The organism is Streptomyces sp. P3, from assembly GCF_003032475.1.
In the GTDB taxonomy this organism is placed as follows: domain Bacteria; phylum Actinomycetota; class Actinomycetes; order Streptomycetales; family Streptomycetaceae; genus Streptomyces.
In genome coordinates this window covers 370,053-385,905 of record NZ_CP028369.1, presented here as the reverse complement: position 1 = coordinate 385,905, position 15,853 = coordinate 370,053, and the positions used below count along the sequence as shown (strand labels likewise).

The 15,853-nt window shown below is 73.0% G+C and carries 11 protein-coding genes and 1 pseudogene; 7 read left to right on the top strand and 5 right to left on the bottom strand.

Going from position 1 to position 15,853, the window contains the following annotated elements; translation table 11 throughout:
• Window positions 1–13: 13 nt before the first annotated feature.
• The gene (locus C6376_RS01520) at window positions 14–1,171 is read left to right on the top strand and encodes a D-alanine--D-alanine ligase family protein (RefSeq protein ID WP_107441743.1); all 1,158 of its coding nucleotides are present in this window, start codon (window positions 14–16) and stop codon (window positions 1,169–1,171) included.
• 64 nt (window positions 1,172–1,235) lie between these two features.
• Here the strand turns inward: C6376_RS01520 and C6376_RS01515 are convergent, their stop codons facing one another.
• Both C6376_RS01515 and C6376_RS01510 read right to left on the bottom strand, forming a co-directional pair.
• Window positions 1,236–1,736 carry a DUF3515 domain-containing protein gene (locus C6376_RS01515; protein ID WP_107441742.1) on the bottom strand — a complete coding sequence of 167 codons (501 nt, stop codon included), beginning with the start codon at window positions 1,734–1,736 and terminating at the stop codon, window positions 1,236–1,238.
• Window positions 1,737–1,756: 20 nt separating this feature from the next.
• On the bottom strand, window positions 1,757–1,990 hold the full coding sequence (locus tag C6376_RS01510) for an Lrp/AsnC family transcriptional regulator (RefSeq protein ID WP_020128743.1): 234 nt from the start codon (window positions 1,988–1,990) through the stop codon (window positions 1,757–1,759).
• A gap of 206 nt (window positions 1,991–2,196) precedes the next feature.
• Between C6376_RS01510 and C6376_RS01505 the strand changes: the two genes are divergently transcribed.
• Entirely contained in the window at window positions 2,197–3,165 is a 969-nt protein-coding gene (locus tag C6376_RS01505) for a thiamine-phosphate kinase (protein WP_057580490.1), read from the top strand.
• Window positions 3,162–3,977: a bifunctional hydroxymethylpyrimidine kinase/phosphomethylpyrimidine kinase gene (thiD, locus tag C6376_RS01500; RefSeq protein ID WP_107441741.1), complete on the top strand. Its 816-nt coding sequence runs from the start codon at window positions 3,162–3,164 to the stop codon at window positions 3,975–3,977. The genes C6376_RS01505 and thiD overlap by 4 nt, the downstream gene beginning before the upstream one ends.
• A gap of 201 nt (window positions 3,978–4,178) precedes the next feature.
• On the opposite strand, the gene rpmB is transcribed toward thiD, so the two are convergent.
• A complete protein-coding gene (gene rpmB, locus C6376_RS01495; protein ID WP_079041368.1) occupies window positions 4,179–4,364 on the bottom strand; it encodes a 50S ribosomal protein L28 in 186 nt (61 codons plus the stop codon).
• 296 nt (window positions 4,365–4,660) lie between these two features.
• Between rpmB and C6376_RS01490 the strand changes: the two genes are divergently transcribed.
• Window positions 4,661–6,484, top strand: coding sequence for a DAK2 domain-containing protein (locus tag C6376_RS01490; RefSeq protein WP_107441740.1), 1,824 nt, complete (start codon window positions 4,661–4,663; stop codon window positions 6,482–6,484).
• Window positions 6,485–6,600: 116 nt separating this feature from the next.
• Here the strand turns inward: C6376_RS01490 and C6376_RS01485 are convergent, their stop codons facing one another.
• Both C6376_RS01485 and C6376_RS01480 read right to left on the bottom strand, forming a co-directional pair.
• Window positions 6,601–9,579, bottom strand: a complete 2,979-nt coding sequence (locus tag C6376_RS01485; protein WP_107441739.1) for a hypothetical protein — start codon at window positions 9,577–9,579, stop codon at window positions 6,601–6,603.
• Window positions 9,572–11,434 (bottom strand): HSP90 family protein, encoded by a 1,863-nt coding sequence (locus C6376_RS01480; RefSeq protein WP_107441738.1) that lies wholly within the window; start codon window positions 11,432–11,434, stop codon window positions 9,572–9,574. Before C6376_RS01480 ends, C6376_RS01485 begins: the two co-directional genes overlap by 8 nt.
• Window positions 11,435–11,601: 167 nt before the next feature.
• Here C6376_RS01480 and C6376_RS01475 point away from each other — a divergent pair, with 167 nt between their 5' ends.
• The 3 genes and pseudogenes from C6376_RS01475 (at window position 11,602) to coaD (ending at window position 15,851) form a co-directional block, all read left to right on the top strand.
• Window positions 11,602–14,682 (top strand): helicase-related protein, encoded by a 3,081-nt coding sequence (locus C6376_RS01475; protein ID WP_107441737.1) that lies wholly within the window; start codon window positions 11,602–11,604, stop codon window positions 14,680–14,682.
• Between the two features lie 75 nt (window positions 14,683–14,757).
• A pseudogene (gene rsmD, locus C6376_RS01470) lies at window positions 14,758–15,345 on the top strand (16S rRNA (guanine(966)-N(2))-methyltransferase RsmD); the annotation flags it as partial.
• A 26-nt stretch (window positions 15,346–15,371) separates the two neighbouring features.
• A complete protein-coding gene (coaD, locus tag C6376_RS01465) occupies window positions 15,372–15,851 on the top strand; it encodes a pantetheine-phosphate adenylyltransferase (RefSeq protein ID WP_216825681.1) in 480 nt (159 codons plus the stop codon).
• The last annotated feature ends 2 nt before the right edge of the window (window positions 15,852–15,853 follow it).

The window sequence follows — 15,853 nt, the reverse complement described above, 5'->3', positions numbered from 1 at the left end:
CTCTCAAGCCGATATGAGCACCGAGAACCTCCCCCAGAGCCCTCAGCAGCCCTCTCGCAAGCCGCGGGTCGCCGTCGTCTTCGGCGGTCGCAGTTCCGAGCACGGGATCTCCGTGGTCACCGCCGGCGCCGTCCTGCGGGCCATCGACCGGACGCGGTACGAGGTGCTGCCCATCGGCATCACGCGCGAGGGCGGATGGTTCCTCACCGCGGACGAGCCCGAGCGCATGGCGATCACCGACCGCCGTACGCCCGACGTCGACGAGCTCGCCGAGTCGCGGGACGGCGGCGTGGTGCTCCCCGTCGACCCGGCGAACCGTGAAGTCGTGTACTACGAGGCCGGTTCGGTGCCCAAGGCGCTCGGCGAGGTCGACGTCGTCTTCCCGGTGCTGCACGGCCCCTACGGGGAGGACGGCACACTGCAGGGCATGCTGGAGCTCTCCGGCGTCCCGTACGTGGGGTCGGGTGTGCTCGCCTCGGCCGTCGGCCAGGACAAGGAGTACATGAAGCGGGTCTTCACCTCCTTCGGGCTCAAGGTCGGCCCCTACGTGGTGATCCGGCCGCGCGAGTGGGCGCAGGACGAGCCGGCCGCCCGCAAGAAGATCGTCGACTTCGCCGGCGAACACGGCTGGCCGCTCTTCGTGAAGCCCGCGCGCGCGGGCTCGTCCATCGGCATCACCAAGGTCGACGACCTGTCGGGGCTGGACGAGGCGATCGCCGAGGCCCAGCGCCACGACCCGAAGATCCTGGTCGAGGCGGCACTGCGGGGCCGCGAGATCGAGTGCGGCGTCCTGGAGTTCGAGGACGGCCCGCGCGCCTCCGTCCCGGCCGAGATCCCGCCGCCGGACGCGCACGCGTACTACGACTTCGAGGCCAAGTACATCGACTCCACCCCCGGCATCGTCCCGGCGCCGCTGACGCCCGAGGAGACGGCCGAGGTGCGCCGCCTCGCGGTGGACGCCTTCGAGGCGGCGTCCTGCGAGGGGCTGGTCCGGGCGGACTTCTTCCTCACCGACGACGGCGAGTTCGTCATCAACGAGATCAACACGATGCCCGGCTTCACGCCGATCTCGATGTACCCCAAGATGTGGGAGGAGACCGGGATCGGCTATCCCGAGCTGGTGGACCGCCTGGTGCAGGCGGCCCTGCGCAGGTCCACGGGACTGCGCTGATCCGGGACCGGCCGGTGCGGGGTGGGCCGGTGCGGGACCGGTACGGCCGGTCCGATCGGAGGAGCTAGTCGGCGATCCCTTCGGGGATCGCCTTCTTGATGGCCGGGGCCAGATCGATCAACGCGCCGGAGTTGTCGGCGCCCGCCGGCACCGTCACCTCGACGTAGACGCTCCGCTGCGCCGTGGTGAAGCGGTAGCCCCCGCCGTCCCGCTTCTCCATCAGCCAGTTGACGCCGTCCACCCCGCCCGCCACCGCGTCCGCGTCGGCCCCCTGCACGACCTTCGGGTCGATCATCTTCGGCGGCTGTGCGACACCGCAGCGCAGTATGATCTCCGGACCTCCCCAGCCCGCGGTCAGCGCGGAGGCGGGCTCGGGATCGTGGCGGCTCTCACCGTCCACCTTCGACGGCAGTACCTTGTCCAGGTTCCGGCACAGCGTCGTGGCTTTCGCGCCGGGACGGGGAACCGCCGTCGACGTGTCACCGTCTGCTGAGGAGCAGCCCACCGCAAGCAGCAGCAGGGCGAGCGCGGGCAGGCCGATGGGCCGGTGACGGAAAAGGTTCACCGGCCAAGGTTAGACGGGGGCTACAGATGCACGACCGGGCAGGTCAGGGTTCGGGTGATCCCGTCCACCTGCTGGACCTTGGCGACCACCATGCGGCCGAGGTCGTCCACCGTGTCGGCCTGCGCCCGCACGATCACGTCATAAGGTCCCGTCACGTCCTCGGCCTGGACGACGCCAGGGATTTTGCCGATCTCTTCGGCGACGGTCGACGCTTTGCCGACCTCCGTCTGGATCAGGATGTACGCCTGTACCACGGAACCTCCAGAGCGGCCACGAGGATCATGTGGGGAAAAGGAACGCCACGGTATCGCGTCGCCGCTCGCCGCGGGGAGACCTGCGGGAACCACGTCCCGCGCGCCGGGGTACGGGCCCGACAGGAGTTGACGGCTGACTCGACCGTATCGAGGACACTGGTTACGCGCGACCGGGAACAGACAGGTATAGAAGGGGCGAAAGGGCAATGAAGGGCACTGTTGGTGAACTCGGCGAGTTCGGGCTCATCAGGGAGCTCACCTCCCGTCTCACCACCACCCCCGCGGTCCGGGTCGGCCCCGGCGACGACGCCGCGGTGGTCGCCGCACCCGACCGCCGGGTCGTGGCCAGCACCGACATCCTGCTGGAGGGCCGGCACTTCCGCCGCGACTGGTCCACGGCGTACGACGTCGGCCGCAAGGCCGCCGCGCAGAACCTCGCCGACATCGCCGCCATGGGCGCGGTGCCGACGGCCCTGCTGCTCGGCCTCGTCGTGCCGGCCGAGCTGCCGGTCACCTGGGCGAGCGAGCTGATGGACGGCCTGCGCGACGAGTGCCAGGTCGCCGGTGCCTCCGTGGTGGGCGGCGACGTCGTGCGCGGCGACACGATCATGGTGTCGATCACCGCGCTCGGCGATCTGCGCAATCAGGAGCCGGTCACCCGGGGCGGCGCCCAGCCCGGTGACCTCGTCGCGGTGACCGGCTGGCTGGGCTGGTCCGCGGCCGGGTACGCGGTGCTGTCCCGCGGCTTCCGCTCACCCCGCGCCTTCGTGGAGGCCCACCGCCGTCCCGAGCCGCCGTACCACGCGGGTCCGGCGGCCGCCGGGCTCGGCGCCACGGCGATGTGCGACGTCAGCGACGGGCTGATCGCCGACCTCGGGCACATCGCGGAGGCGAGCAAGGTCCGCATCGACGTCCGGTCGGGCGCGATCGACATCCCGACCCAGATGAACGACATCGGGCAGGCCGTCGGGGTCGACCCGATGCAGTGGGTGCTGGCCGGGGGAGAGGACCACGCGATCGTGGCGACCTTCCCGCCGGACGTGAAGCTGCCCGCCCGCTGGAAGGTGATCGGCGAGGTCCTCAACCCCTCCGCCCTGCCCCAGGTGACCGTCGACGGGGCGCCCTGGACCAGCAAGGGCGGCTGGGACCACTTCGGGGACCTGGAGGAGTCGTGAGCGCTCCCGCGGCTCCGCCCCGGGTGCTGACCGTCGCCGGCTCCGACTCGGGCGGCGGGGCAGGGATCCAGGCCGACCTGAAGACGATGCTCGCGCTCGGCGTGCACGGCATGAGCGTGATCACCGCGGTCACCGCGCAGAACTCCCTTGGCGTACAGGGTGCTTGGGAGCTGCCGGTGGAGGCGGTTCGGGCCCAGTACCGCAGCGTCGTCGACGACGTCGGTGTCCAGGCGGTGAAGACGGGCATGCTCGCCTCCGTCGAACTCGTCGAGACGGTGGCCGAGTTGCTCGCCGGGGCCGGCGTACCCGTCGTCGTCGACCCGGTCGGCGTCTCCAAGCACGGCGATCCGCTGCTGGCCGCCTCCGCGCTGGACTCGGTCCGCACGAAGCTGCTGCCGGTCGCCACCGTCGCCACCCCGAACCTCGACGAGACGGCCCAACTGACGGGCGTGCGGGTCGAATCGGAGGATCAGCTGCGGGACGCGGCCTCCGCCGTGCTGGCCCACGGGCCGCGGTGGGTGCTCATCAAGGGCGGTCATCTCCCCGGCGACGCCGTGGACCTGCTGACGGACGGCGTCGAGGAGCACTGGCTGCGCGCGCCGCGGTACGACAACCGGCACACGCACGGCACCGGCTGCACGCTCGCCTCGGCGATCGCGGCGCATTTGGCGAAGGGGCACTCCGTGCCGGAGGCGGTCGCGGCCGCCAAGCGGTACGTCACGGGCGCGATCGCCGCGGGGTTCGCGCTCGGCGCGGGGATCGGCCCTGTGGACCACGGCTGGGACCTGGGCCCGGGCAGGCGCGGCGGCTGAGGGGCGTCGTTGCCCCCGTCTCCCTCCTCGCTTCTTCCGCCGAGCTGCCGGCGAGGCGCGGTGGGGGGCGGAGGAGCGGGGTGGGGGCAGCAAAAAGCCGGTCCACTCGAGGTGGACCGGCTCGATGCAGCGAACCAGCAGTGGCCGCGCGCGATGGGGTTCCCCCCAGCTCGAATGGAGTCGAGGGCAGGGGGACGTGCGTCAGCGCGAGACCTTGCCGGCCTTGATGCACGAGGTGCAAGCGTTCACGCGCTTCGGCGTCCCGCCGACCACGGTACGGACGCGCTGGATGTTCGGGTTCCAGCGACGGGACGTACGGCGGTGCGAAAACGAGATGTTGTTGCCGAAGCTCGGCCCCTTGCCACAGACGTCGCAGTTGGCAGCCACGGGTCACTCCAAAGACTTCAGATGCACTTACGGTGGATCCCGGCATGCCGGGATCGAGATCGCAGGATCAGAGATCTGAGTGGCGGTGCCAGGGGGATGGCCCGATGTGTATCGGGCAACCGGAGCAGCATACAACGGCTACGCCAGCAGAACGAAACTACCATGGCTGCTCAGGGCCCCGGCCCCGGCGTCGTCGCTCCCGGCCGGCCCCGCCTTCGCCCTGCCCGGACCGCTTTCCGGCGGACCCGGGGCCTGGGGCTACGCTGCGTCCAGTCCAGCACTTCAAGGAGGCGCAGGTGGCGCAGGTGCCGCAGACGTTCTTCGATGCTCTCGCGGTGCGCACCTGGTGCGGCCTGGCGCTCTCGGCTCTGGGCCGAGCCCGCGAGGAGATCGACGCGATCAACGTCTACCCGGTCGCGGACGGGGACACCGGCACCAATCTGTACCTGACCGTCGAGTCCGCGGCGACCGCCGTCGAGGCGGTCTTCGCCGGGCACGAGGCCGGGTTCGCACCTGTTCAGCCCCCGTCCCTCGCCGACGCCGCGCACGCGATGGCGCACGGCGCGCTCATAGGCGCCCGCGGGAACTCGGGCACGATCCTCGCGCAGTTGCTGCGCGGTATGGCCCAGGTGCTCGCCGCCGAGCGTGAGGCGACTCACACCGACGGGGCCGGGCTGCGGCTGGCGCTGCGGCAGGCGGCGGACGCGGCCCGGCAGGCCGTGGCCCACCCCGTCGAGGGCACCGTCCTGACGGTCGCCTCCGCCGCCGCGGACGCGGCGGGGGGCGCGGAGGGCGACTGCGGCACGATCGCCCGCGCCGCCCACCGGGGGGCGTGTGCGGCGCTCGCCGCCACTCCGGGACAGCTCGCGGTCCTGGGGCGGGCGGGAGTGGTCGACGCGGGCGGCCGGGGGCTGGTCGCGGTCCTCGCGGCCCTGGTGGAGACGTTCACGGGGGAGTCGCCGGGCCTGCGGGGCCTTCCGGGGCTCTCAGGGGTCTCGGGGCCGCCTGCGCCCGGGGAGGCGGTTCGGGCGGGGAACGCGCGGCTTTCGCGAGGCGCGCAGAGCGCGGACGACTGCGGGCGTGCGTTCGGCGAGGAGGGCGGGATCGCCAGGGACGCCGGAAAGGACGGCGAGGCCGGTGCGGGGGGCGAGCACGGCCCGGACGGGGACGAGCACGGCCGGGAGGGGGATGGGGGAGGCCCGGCCTTCGAGGTGATCTACCTCCTGGAGGCCGATGACGCGGCCGTGGCGCGGCTGCGCCGGCGGCTCGACACCCTCGGAGACTCGCTCGTCGTGGTCGGCGGAGACGGCCTGTGGAACGTCCATGTGCATGTGGACGACGCCGGCGCGGCCGTGGAGGCGGGCGTCGAGGCGGGCCGGCCGTACCGCATCCGCATCACCCACTTCGGCGCCGACGACGCGCACACGCGCGGAGGTGAGCGTCCGCCGCGCGAGCGCGCGCAGCGTGCGGTCGTCGCGGTGGTGCCCGGCGAGGGACTGGTCGGGCTGTACACCGAGGCCGGCGCGACCGCCGTGCTCGCGCGTCCGGGGGAGCCGCCGGCGAGCGGGGAGCTCGTGGAGGCGGTGCGACGTGCCCACGCGCGCGAGGTGGTGCTGCTGCCCAACGACGCCGACCTGCGGCACACCGCGGCCGCGGCGGCGGAACAGGCCCGCACGGAGGGCATCCGGGTGGCCCTGATCCCGACCCGTTCCGCGGTCCAGGGAATCGCCGCGCTCGCCGTGCACGAGCCGGACCGCCGCTTCGACGAGGACGTCGTCTCGATGACCTCGGCCGCCGGCGCCACCCGCTACGCCGAGGTCGTCGTGGCCGTGCGCGAGTCGTGGACCATGGCCGGCATCTGCCAGGCCGGCGACGTCCTCGGACTCGTCGACGGCGACGTGGCCGTCATCGGCTCCGATGTCGCCGCCACCGCGGAGGGCGTCCTCGACCGCATGCTGTCGGCGGGCGGCGAACTGGTCACCCTGGTTCTCGGCGACGAGGCTCCCGACGGCGTCGCGGAGCGCCTGGAGTCGCGGGTGCGGGAGTCGTATCTCGCGGTGGACACGGTCGTGTACCGGGGCGGGCGGCAGGGGGCGTTGTTGCTGATCGGGGTGGAGTAGTCGGCGGGGGGCGGGGGCTGAGGCGGAGGGCTGAGGCGGCGTGGAGGGGATCGTCCAACGATCACCGGAACCCGTTCGTCCTTGTCGAACGATCCTTTCTCCCTCGGGAGGATCGCTCAACGATCCCCCGGTTCCTCCGCCGCCTGTAGCAACTGTTCGGCCTCGGCCCGCCGTGCCCGCATCGTCTCGGCGCCCACCCGACCGTCGCCCTCGTCGTCCTCGAAGCCGGCGTCCGCGCAGGACCGCAGTACGGCACGCGCGCGGGCCGCCGCCTGCGCGGGGCGCCCCAGGTCGCACTCCAGCCAGCCCGCGGCCAGCTCGGCGCCGGTCCGGGCGGGCAGGCCGCTCTCGCCCAAAGCGACGAACACCGCGACCGCCTCTGACATCTGGGAGAGCGCCTCGTCCAGCGTGGCCCGGATCGCGTCGTCGTCCGCGTCCTCGGCGGCGGAACGGGCGAGCAGGTCCCCGAACTGGCGGTGGGTGTCGCCGAGTTCGGCGATCAGCCGCAGGCGCGCCGTCTCGTCGTCGCCCGCGGCGCCGAACGCGTCCGCGCACTCCTCCACGGCGCTCGTCATCAGGGCGCGCGCCACGTCCGTGTCCTGCTCGGTGCGCAACGCCAGCCAGGCGCGGGCGCGCAGCGAGCGGATCAGCCCGCGCACGTTGCCGAGCTCCCGCCACAGCTCTCCCGCGCGGGTGTACGCCCGGTCGGCCTCGGCGTGCAGTCCGGCGTGGCCGAGCGACTCGGCGGCCAGGTGGGCGAGGGTGGCGTGGTCGTGCTGCTCGGGCCAGTGCCGGGCGATCTCGGCGGCCTGCAGCCAGCGTTCGGCGGCGTCCCGGTGCTCGCCGAGCTCGCTCAGACAGTCGCCGAGCCACCACTGGGTCTGGACGACCGCCCCGTCCCCGTGCGTCTCGGCGCTCAGGTCCGTCAGCGCGGACTCCAGCACCTCCGCGGCCTCGGCCCAGCGGCCCTGACGTACCAGATACCCGCCGAGCTGATGCCGCGCCCACGCCCCGAACGTCGGGCCCGCGCCCGCCTCGTCGGCCCAGTGCGCCGACTCCAGGGCGTGCTCCACGGCCTCTTCGGCCTCTCCCCGGCCGCCGACCACCTCGGCCAGCTGGAGGTGCAACTGGGCCCGTCCGATCGCCTCCAGGAACGGCCCGCCGTGCTCCAGGGCCGCCCGCAGCGCCCGCTCCGCCTCCGCCATGTCGCCCAGCTCGTGCGCGAGAGCGGCCAGTTGGGCCTCGTACTCCACGGCGAACCACGGCACACCCGCCTCGACGAACTCCGCGGCGGCCCGTGCGAACAGCTCCGCGCCCGTCTGCGGCTCGCCGGAGCGCGTCGCGAGCTCCGCCAGCATCGCGTGGCCCTCGGCCACCCGGGCGGCGAGCCGGACGTCGTCACCGGCCCGCCCGTCCACCAGCGCCAGCAGTTCCCGGACGGCCGACTCCGCCTGCGTGCCGGTCGATCCGGACACCGGCCCCTCGGCCTCGTGGACCCGCCGCATCAGTATCCGCGCCCGCGCCATCAGCACGCCCGCCGCCTGCGGCACCTCGGTGCCGCCCTCCGCGTACAGCGCGAGAATCCGGTCGTACGGCTCGGCGACCGCCGCGAGCGCCTCGTCCACCTCGCCGTCGAGCGCGCGGACGTAGGCGGCACGCGCGCGTGCCGCCAGAGCCTCCCCGGGGTCGCCCGCCTCCGCGTACAGCCCGGCGGCGCGCTCGAACGCCTCCGCGCCCCCCGGGCCGAGACCGATCGCCTCGTGGTCGGCGATCTCCGCACGGTCCCGCACCGCCAGCTCCACGTCCTGGTCCGCCGCGGCCACCCGGGCCACCCGTGCCCACGCCTCGACGGCGTGCGGCCGCAGCGCGTCCGAAAGCCGCCGGGCCTCGTGGATCAGCGCCGGCAGGTCCGCGTCCGCGACCTCATCGGCCACCTCGGCCGATGCCGCGGCGGCGGGTGCGGGTGCGGTGGACGTCGGACGTGACGCCCGCACGCCCAGGGGCAGCCGGTCCACCAAGGGCCGTTGCGCCATGCGCGCGCGTGCCCGCTCGCTGACGTGCCCCGTGCCGTTGCGCTCGTCGAAGCGCGCCGCCAGCGCGAGCGCCTCCGCGCGCGCGTGCGCCGCGAGCTCGTCGGCCGTCCACTCCCGCCCGGCCGCCCCGGGGACCCGCTCACCGCCCAGCCCGAGCTCACCGAGGCGCCCCGTCAGCAGCGCCACGACGCTCAGGAACGTCAGCTTGCTGCGCGGATGGCCCTCGTCCGTGAAGTACGCGGGCCGCTCCGCGAGCAGCTCCAAGCCACGCGCCTCGTTGCCGGTCAGCGCGCAGAACTCGACGTGGGCCGCGTACGCGCCCCGCATGCTCTCCATCGGCCGCACCAGCCGGAACCCGCGCAGATGATGCGCGCGGGCCTCGTCCGCGCGGCCCAGCCGCAGCAGCGGCAGCAGCGACGACGCCAGCACACCGTGCGGCTCGTGCGCGCAGGTGTACTCGCCCTCCAGGACCGGCGCCCACAGCTCCAGGGCCTCGGTGTCCCGCCCCCGCTCCGCCTGCCACCAGCCCTGCCCGTGCAGCTCGCACGCGTGGCAGTCGGCCATCGTGTCCCGGTCGGCGGCCAGCCAGGCGGCGAACGCCCGCTCGGCCCGCGCCACGTCGCCCACGTGGGCGGCGACGCTGAACTCGGCGCTGCGCACCGCTCGTTCGGAGTGGCCGGCGAGCCGGTAGCGGTGCTCCATCTCGCCCAGCCACTTCTCCACCGACGCCAGCGGCACGTGCGGCTGGTCGAGCATGCCGGCCGACACCCACTTGAAGACCCAGTGCAGTGAATGCGTCTCGTACGCGTCGAAGTCCTCGGGCCGTTCGTCCCACATGCGCAGCAGCCGCGCGAACGGGACGAACATCTTCGCCTTCTCGGAGCTGTAGTTGTAGACCTTCAGCTGGTGCCCGAGCGCCTCGATCACGGCGAGCGGGATCTTCAGCCGCTCCGCCTCCAGGAGCAGCCGCTCCGCGCGCGCGTTGCGGGCCGGCCCCTCGGGCTGCTCGCCGTTCTCCGCCATCGCCCGGCGCAGTGAGTCGAAGTCCGTGATCTCACTCATCGCTGGCCCCTTGTCCGTCCGACGACTGCCCGTGTGCCGCGTCCCCATGAGTGGCCCACTCGAGGAGGCCGATGAACGACCGGTTCAGCAGCGCCGAGTCCGCCGGCCGCAGCGGACGCTGCGCCATCAGCAGCGCCTGGCCGTACAGGGACTCCGTGGCGGTGCCGATCAGCTCCCGGTCGCGCAGCGAGCTGATGCGCCTGATCAACGGGTTGAGATGGTTGAGCACCAGACGCGCGCGCGGGGCGCTCCCGCGCAGCGAGCCCAGGATGCCCGCCCAGAGGTCGTCGGCCTGCTCCTCGGCGTCCGCGCGCGCCTGCTCGTGCCGGGCCGCGCGGTCGTCGAGATGCAGCACGGGCACCGACAGCGGGTGGAAGGCCCGCAGGACGACGTCGCAGCCCAGCGGGTCGAGCTTCGCCCGCGCGACCGCCAGGAAGCCGGCCAGCGCCAGCTCGTCGGCGGGGGCGACGGTGTCCAGGTGAGCGGTCACGGTGTCGGCGTCCAGCTCGGCGACCACCGTCCCCGGCCGCACCGAGGGCAGCGCCTCCACCAGCTCGCTGTCGTACGTGTAACCGCCGTTGATCACCCCGACGCCCTGCGCGGAGGCGATCGGCGCGACCTGCCGGTACTCCTCGACCGTCCGTGTGAAGTGCACCACCGGGTGCCGCTGCGCGAACTCCTCCAGCGACAGCCGGCCGTCGGTCGTCTCGAAGGGCAGCCACGGCAGCATCGTGCGCAGCATGTCCGTGTCGTGCCGCGCCAGGGACTTCACGCCCAGATGGTGCACGGCCAGAAAGGCCGAGAGCCGCTCCGGGTCACCGGCCGCCAGGCCTGTCAGCCACGACCGGATCCGCTCGCCCAGCGCCTCCCGCACCGCGGCCAGCGTCTCGTCCTCGTACAGCGACTCCCGCGAGGCGGTCGGCCGCAGGCTGTCGGTGTCCAGCACGCACCGCACGAAGAACGCCCAGTCGGGCAGCAGCTGTTCGCCCCGATCGGTCAGCAGCATGCCCTTGAGGTGCACCCGGTGACCGGCGCGCTGCGCCGGGCTCACCGCCGACGGCAGCACGTACGCCACGCCGCGGATCCCCGCCAGCGGCACGTCCAGCCCGATCGCGTCCAACGGCGTGAAGCCGAACAGTTCGTGGCAGTGCCGGGCCAGCGCGACCCGCCGGCCGGCCGGGGAGGAGTACGTTCGGTCCCAGGGCGCGGGCAGATCGGTGACCGCCTCGTCGCCGACCCGGACGTCGTACGGCAGCAGCGACCCGAAGTCCCGGGCCAGCGCCAGCACGCGCGGCTCGGCGAGCCACTCGCCGGCGCCCGCCCGTGCCACCAGATGCACCGTGGTGCCCGGCTCGGGACGCTCCTCGTGGGGCAGCGTCCGCACGGTGTACGAGCCGTCGTCGCGAGCCGTCCACTCCACCGGCGGCGCGTCCGGCGTACGGGCGCTGCGGCTGACCACCCGGATCCGCTCGGCCACCACGAAGCAGGCCAGCAGGCCTATGCCGAACTGGCCGAGGAAGTCCGAGCGGACGTCCTGCAGCCCCTCGGCGCGCTTGGAGCTGCGTCCGATCGTCGCCAGCAGGTCGTGCACGTCGGACTCGGTGAGCCCGACGCCGGAGTCCTCCACCCGCAGCCGGCCGTCCGCCGCGAACAGCCGCACCCGCGCCGGGGCGTCGGGCTCCTCGACGCGCCGGGCGGTGATGGCGTCCACGGCGTTCTGCAGGAGCTCGCGCAGATAGACCTTGGGGCTGGAGTAGAGGTGATGGGACAGCAGGTCCACCAGGCCGCGCAGGTCGACCTGGAACGAGTGGGGTGACGGGGATGCCTGGGATGACTGTGAGGTCTGGGAGTCCATCGCTGCAGCGCCGCGGGCTGGGGGAGGAGCACGGCGCGGGGTCGGGCGGTCCCGGTGGGGCGGTGACCGCGGATGATGGCCGGAGCGCGCCATCCTAGAGCCCGAACGAGCCGTCTGACCAGGGGTTTAAGGGCACCTATGCGGCAATGTCAGTGGTGTGGTGTGCAATGGATCTCGTGCCCGCACTGAAACAGCCACTGGAAGAACCGCTCACGTCAGTGCTCGGCCCCGCCACCGCGAAGGTGATGGCCGAGCATCTCGGCCTGCACACGGTCGGCGACCTCCTGCACCACTACCCCCGCAGATACGAGGAGCGCGGCCAGCTCACCCACCTCGCCGACCTCCCGATGGACGAGCACGTCACCGTGGTCGCCCAGGTCGCCGACGCCCGTCTGCACAGCTTCGCCTCCGCCAAGGCGCCCCGCGGCAAGGGCCAGCGCCTGGAGGTGACCATCACCGACGGCAGCGGCCGGGTCCAGCTGGTCTTCTTCGGCAGCGGCGTCCACAAGCCGCACAAAGAGCTGCTGCCGGGCACACGCGCGATGTTCGCGGGCAAGGTCTCGGTCTTCAACCGCCGCCTCCAACTGGCCCACCCGGCCTACGAACTGCTGCGCGCAGACACCGAGGAGTCCGTCGAGAGCTGGGCGGGCGCCCTCATCCCGCTCTACCCGGCCACCGCCAAACTGGAGTCCTGGAAGATCGGCAAGGCCGTCCAGACCGTCCTGCCCAGCGCCCAGGAGGCGGTCGACCCCCTCCCGGAGTCGCTGCGCGAAGGACGCGGCCTGGTGTCCCTGCCCGAGGCCCTGGTGAAGATCCACCGCCCGCACACCAAGGCCGACATCGCCGCCGCCCGAGCCCGGCTGAAGTGGGACGAGGCGTTCGTCCTCCAGGTCGCCCTGGCCCGCCGGCGGCATGCCGACGCCCAACTCCCGGCGGCCGCCCGCAGACCCGCGCCCGACGGCCTCCTCACCGCTTTCGACGCCCGGCTCCCCTTCACCCTCACCGAGGGGCAGCGCAAGGTCTCGAAGGAGATCTTCGACGACCTGGCGACGGAGCACCCGATGCACCGGCTGCTGCAGGGAGAGGTGGGCTCCGGCAAGGCCCAGCCCCTCGACTCGCTGGTGCTCACGCCCGCCGGATTCCGGCGGATGGGGGACCTGGCCGTGGGCGACGAAGTCGTCGTCCCGAGCGGGGAGATCGCGCCGGTCGACGGCGTCTTCCCGCAGGGCGAGCGTGAGGTGTGGCGCCTGGTCCTGTCCGACGGCGTCTCCGTGGAGTGCGACGACGAGCATCTGTGGATCGTCGGCACGGCTGCCGCATGGCGCCGCGGCCAGGCGCCCGGGGTCATGACCACGCGCCAGATCCGGCAGGACCTGCGCGCGGCGGACGGCACCCCCAAGTGGTACCTCCCGGCCGCGACCCCGGTCGATCTCGGGGGCGACGCGACGCTGCCGCTGGACCCCTACCTGTTCGGCTCCCGGCCGGCCGGGAGCGAAAGCCCCCGCGATCCCGCGGCGCCCGGCTCACCCGCGCCCGGCTCGGGAATCCCCGCCGCCTTCAGGAACACCTCGGTGAAGAACCGCGTCGCCCTCCTGCAGGGCCTCCTGGACACGCACGGCACGGTCGGTGCGGACGGCCTCAGCGTCACGTTCCGCGCCGGCTCGCGCCGGCTCGCCGACGACGTCGCCTGGATCGTGCGCTCGCTGGGTGGCCGGGCGCGGCTCTCCTCGTCGGGGGAGGGCGCCGAGGTCTGCCTCACCCTGCCCGACGCGCACCCGCCGTTCCGGCTGCCCGGCAAGGCCGCCCGCCTCCGGCCCCACCCGCACGACGACGGCGACGCGTTCCGCCGTGGCATCCACGCCGTCGAGTACGTGGGCCGCAAGCCCGTCCAGTGCATCAGCGTCGCCCACCCGAGCCACGCCTACGTCACCGACCACTTCACGGTCACCCACAACACCATGGTCGCCCTGCGCGCCATGCTCGCCGTCGTCGACGCGGGCGGACAGGCCGCGATGCTCGCCCCCACCGAGGTCCTCGCCCAGCAGCACCACCGCTCCGTCGTCGAGATGATGGGAGATCTGGCCGAGGGCGGCATGCTCGGCGGATCCGAACAGGCCACCAAGGTCGTCCTGCTGACCGGGTCCATGGGCGCGGCGGCCCGCCGCCGGGCGCTGCTCGACCTCGTCACCGGAGAGGCCGGCATCGTGATCGGCACGCACGCGTTGATCGAGGACAAGGTCCAGTTCCACGACCTCGGCCTGGTCGTGGTCGACGAACAGCACCGCTTCGGCGTCGAACAGCGGGACGCCCTGCGCGGCAAGGGCAAGCAGCCCCCGCACCTGCTCGTCATGACGGCCACGCCGATCCCCCGCACCGTCGCCATGACGGTCTTCGGCGACCTGGAGACCTCCGTCCTCGACCAGCTCCCGGCCGGCCGCTCGCCCATCGCCAGCCACGTCGTCCCCGCCGCGGACAAACCCCACTTCCTGGCGCGCGCGTGGGAGCGCGTGCGCGAGGAAGTGGCCGGCGGCCACCAGGCGTACGTCGTCTGCCCCCGCATCGGTGACGACGAGGACGACCCGGAGAAGGCCGGCAAGGCCAAGAAGAAGTCCGCCGAGGACGAGGCGGAGAAGCGGCCTGCGCTCGCCGTCCTCGACGTCGCCGAGCAACTCGCCCGAGGACCTCTCCAAGGACTGCGCATGGAGGTGCTGTACGGCCGGATGCCCCCCGACGACAAGGACGCCGTGATGCGCCGCTTCGCCGCGGGTGACATCGACGTCCTGGTCGCCACGACCGTCATCGAGGTCGGTGTCAACGTCCCGAACGCCACCGCAATGGTGATCATGGACGCCGACCGGTTCGGCGTCTCCCAGCTCCACCAGCTGCGCGGCCGCGTGGGCCGCGGCTCGGCGCCGGGCCTGTGCCTCCTGGTCAGCGAGATGCCGGAGGCCTCCCCGGCCCGGCAGCGGCTGAACGCCGTCGCCGCCACCCTCGACGGCTTCGAGCTCTCCCGCATCGACCTCGAGCAGCGCCGCGAGGGCGACGTCCTCGGCCAGGCCCAGTCCGGCGTCCGCTCCAGCCTGCGCGTCCTCACGGTCATCGAGGACGAGGAGATCATCGCCGAGGCACGGCGGGAAGCGGTGGCCGTCGTCGACGCGGACCCGGAGCTGACCGCCTACCCGGGCCTGCGCACGGCACTGGACGCCCTGCTGGACGAGGAGAGGGAGCAGTACCTGGACAAGGGGTGAGGAGGACCACCCGGGGGCGCGGGGGATCGCGCGACCCGCCACACTGAACCCACAGCCGCCCACCACCAAGGACCAGAGATGACCCGCGTGATCGCCGGAGCAGCCGGCGGACGTCGCCTGGCGGTCCCGCCAGGCACCGGAACCCGTCCCACCTCCGACCGCGCACGCGAAGGCCTCTTCTCCACCTGGCAGTCCCTCCTGGGCGGCCCCCTCGACGGCGAACGGGTCCTCGACCTGTACGCCGGATCAGGGGCCGTCGGCCTGGAGGCCCTGTCCCGCGGCGCCGCCCACACCCTCCTCGTCGAGGCCGACGCCCGAGCGGCCCGCGTCATCCGGGAGAACGTGCGAAACCTCGCCCTTCCCGGTGCCGAGGTCCGCGTGGGCAAGGCCCGACAGGTCATCGAGGCGCAGCCGACCGCGCCGTACGACCTCGTCTTCCTCGACCCTCCGTACGCCGTCTCCGACGACGATCTTCGGGAGATCCTGCTCACACTCCGCTCGGGGGGCTGGCTCGCGGCCGAAGCCCTCGTCACCGTGGAGCGCAGCACCAGAGGCGGTGAGTTCCGCTGGCCGGACGGTTTCGAAGCGCTCCGGGCCCGTCGCTACGGCGAGGGAACGTTTTGGTACGGTCGCGCCGCCTCTACGTGCGAAGACGCACGATGACCGGACCGGAGAGCGAGGGAACACAAGTGCGCCGTGCCGTCTGTCCCGGGTCGTTCGACCCGATCACCAACGGACACCTCGACATCATCTCCCGCGCCTCCCGTCTCTACGACGAGGTCTACGTCGCGGTGATGATCAACAAGTCCAAGAAGGGCCTGTTCGAGATCGACGAGCGGATCGACCTGATCCGGGAGGTCACCGCCGAGTACGGCAACGTCCGGGTCGAGGCCTTCCACGGCCTCCTCGTCGACTTCTGCAAGGAGCGCGGGATCCCGGCCATCGTCAAGGGACTGCGCGCGGTCAGCGACTTCGACTACGAACTGCAGATGGCCCAGATGAACAACGGCCTCTCCGGCGTCGAGACGCTGTTCGTGCCCACCAACCCCACCTACAGTTTCCTCTCCTCCTCCCTGGTCAAGGAGGTCGCCACGTGGGGCGGCGACGTCTCCCACCTGGTGCCGCCCAGGGTCCTCGAAGCGCTGACCGAGCGCCTCGGGCGGGACTGACC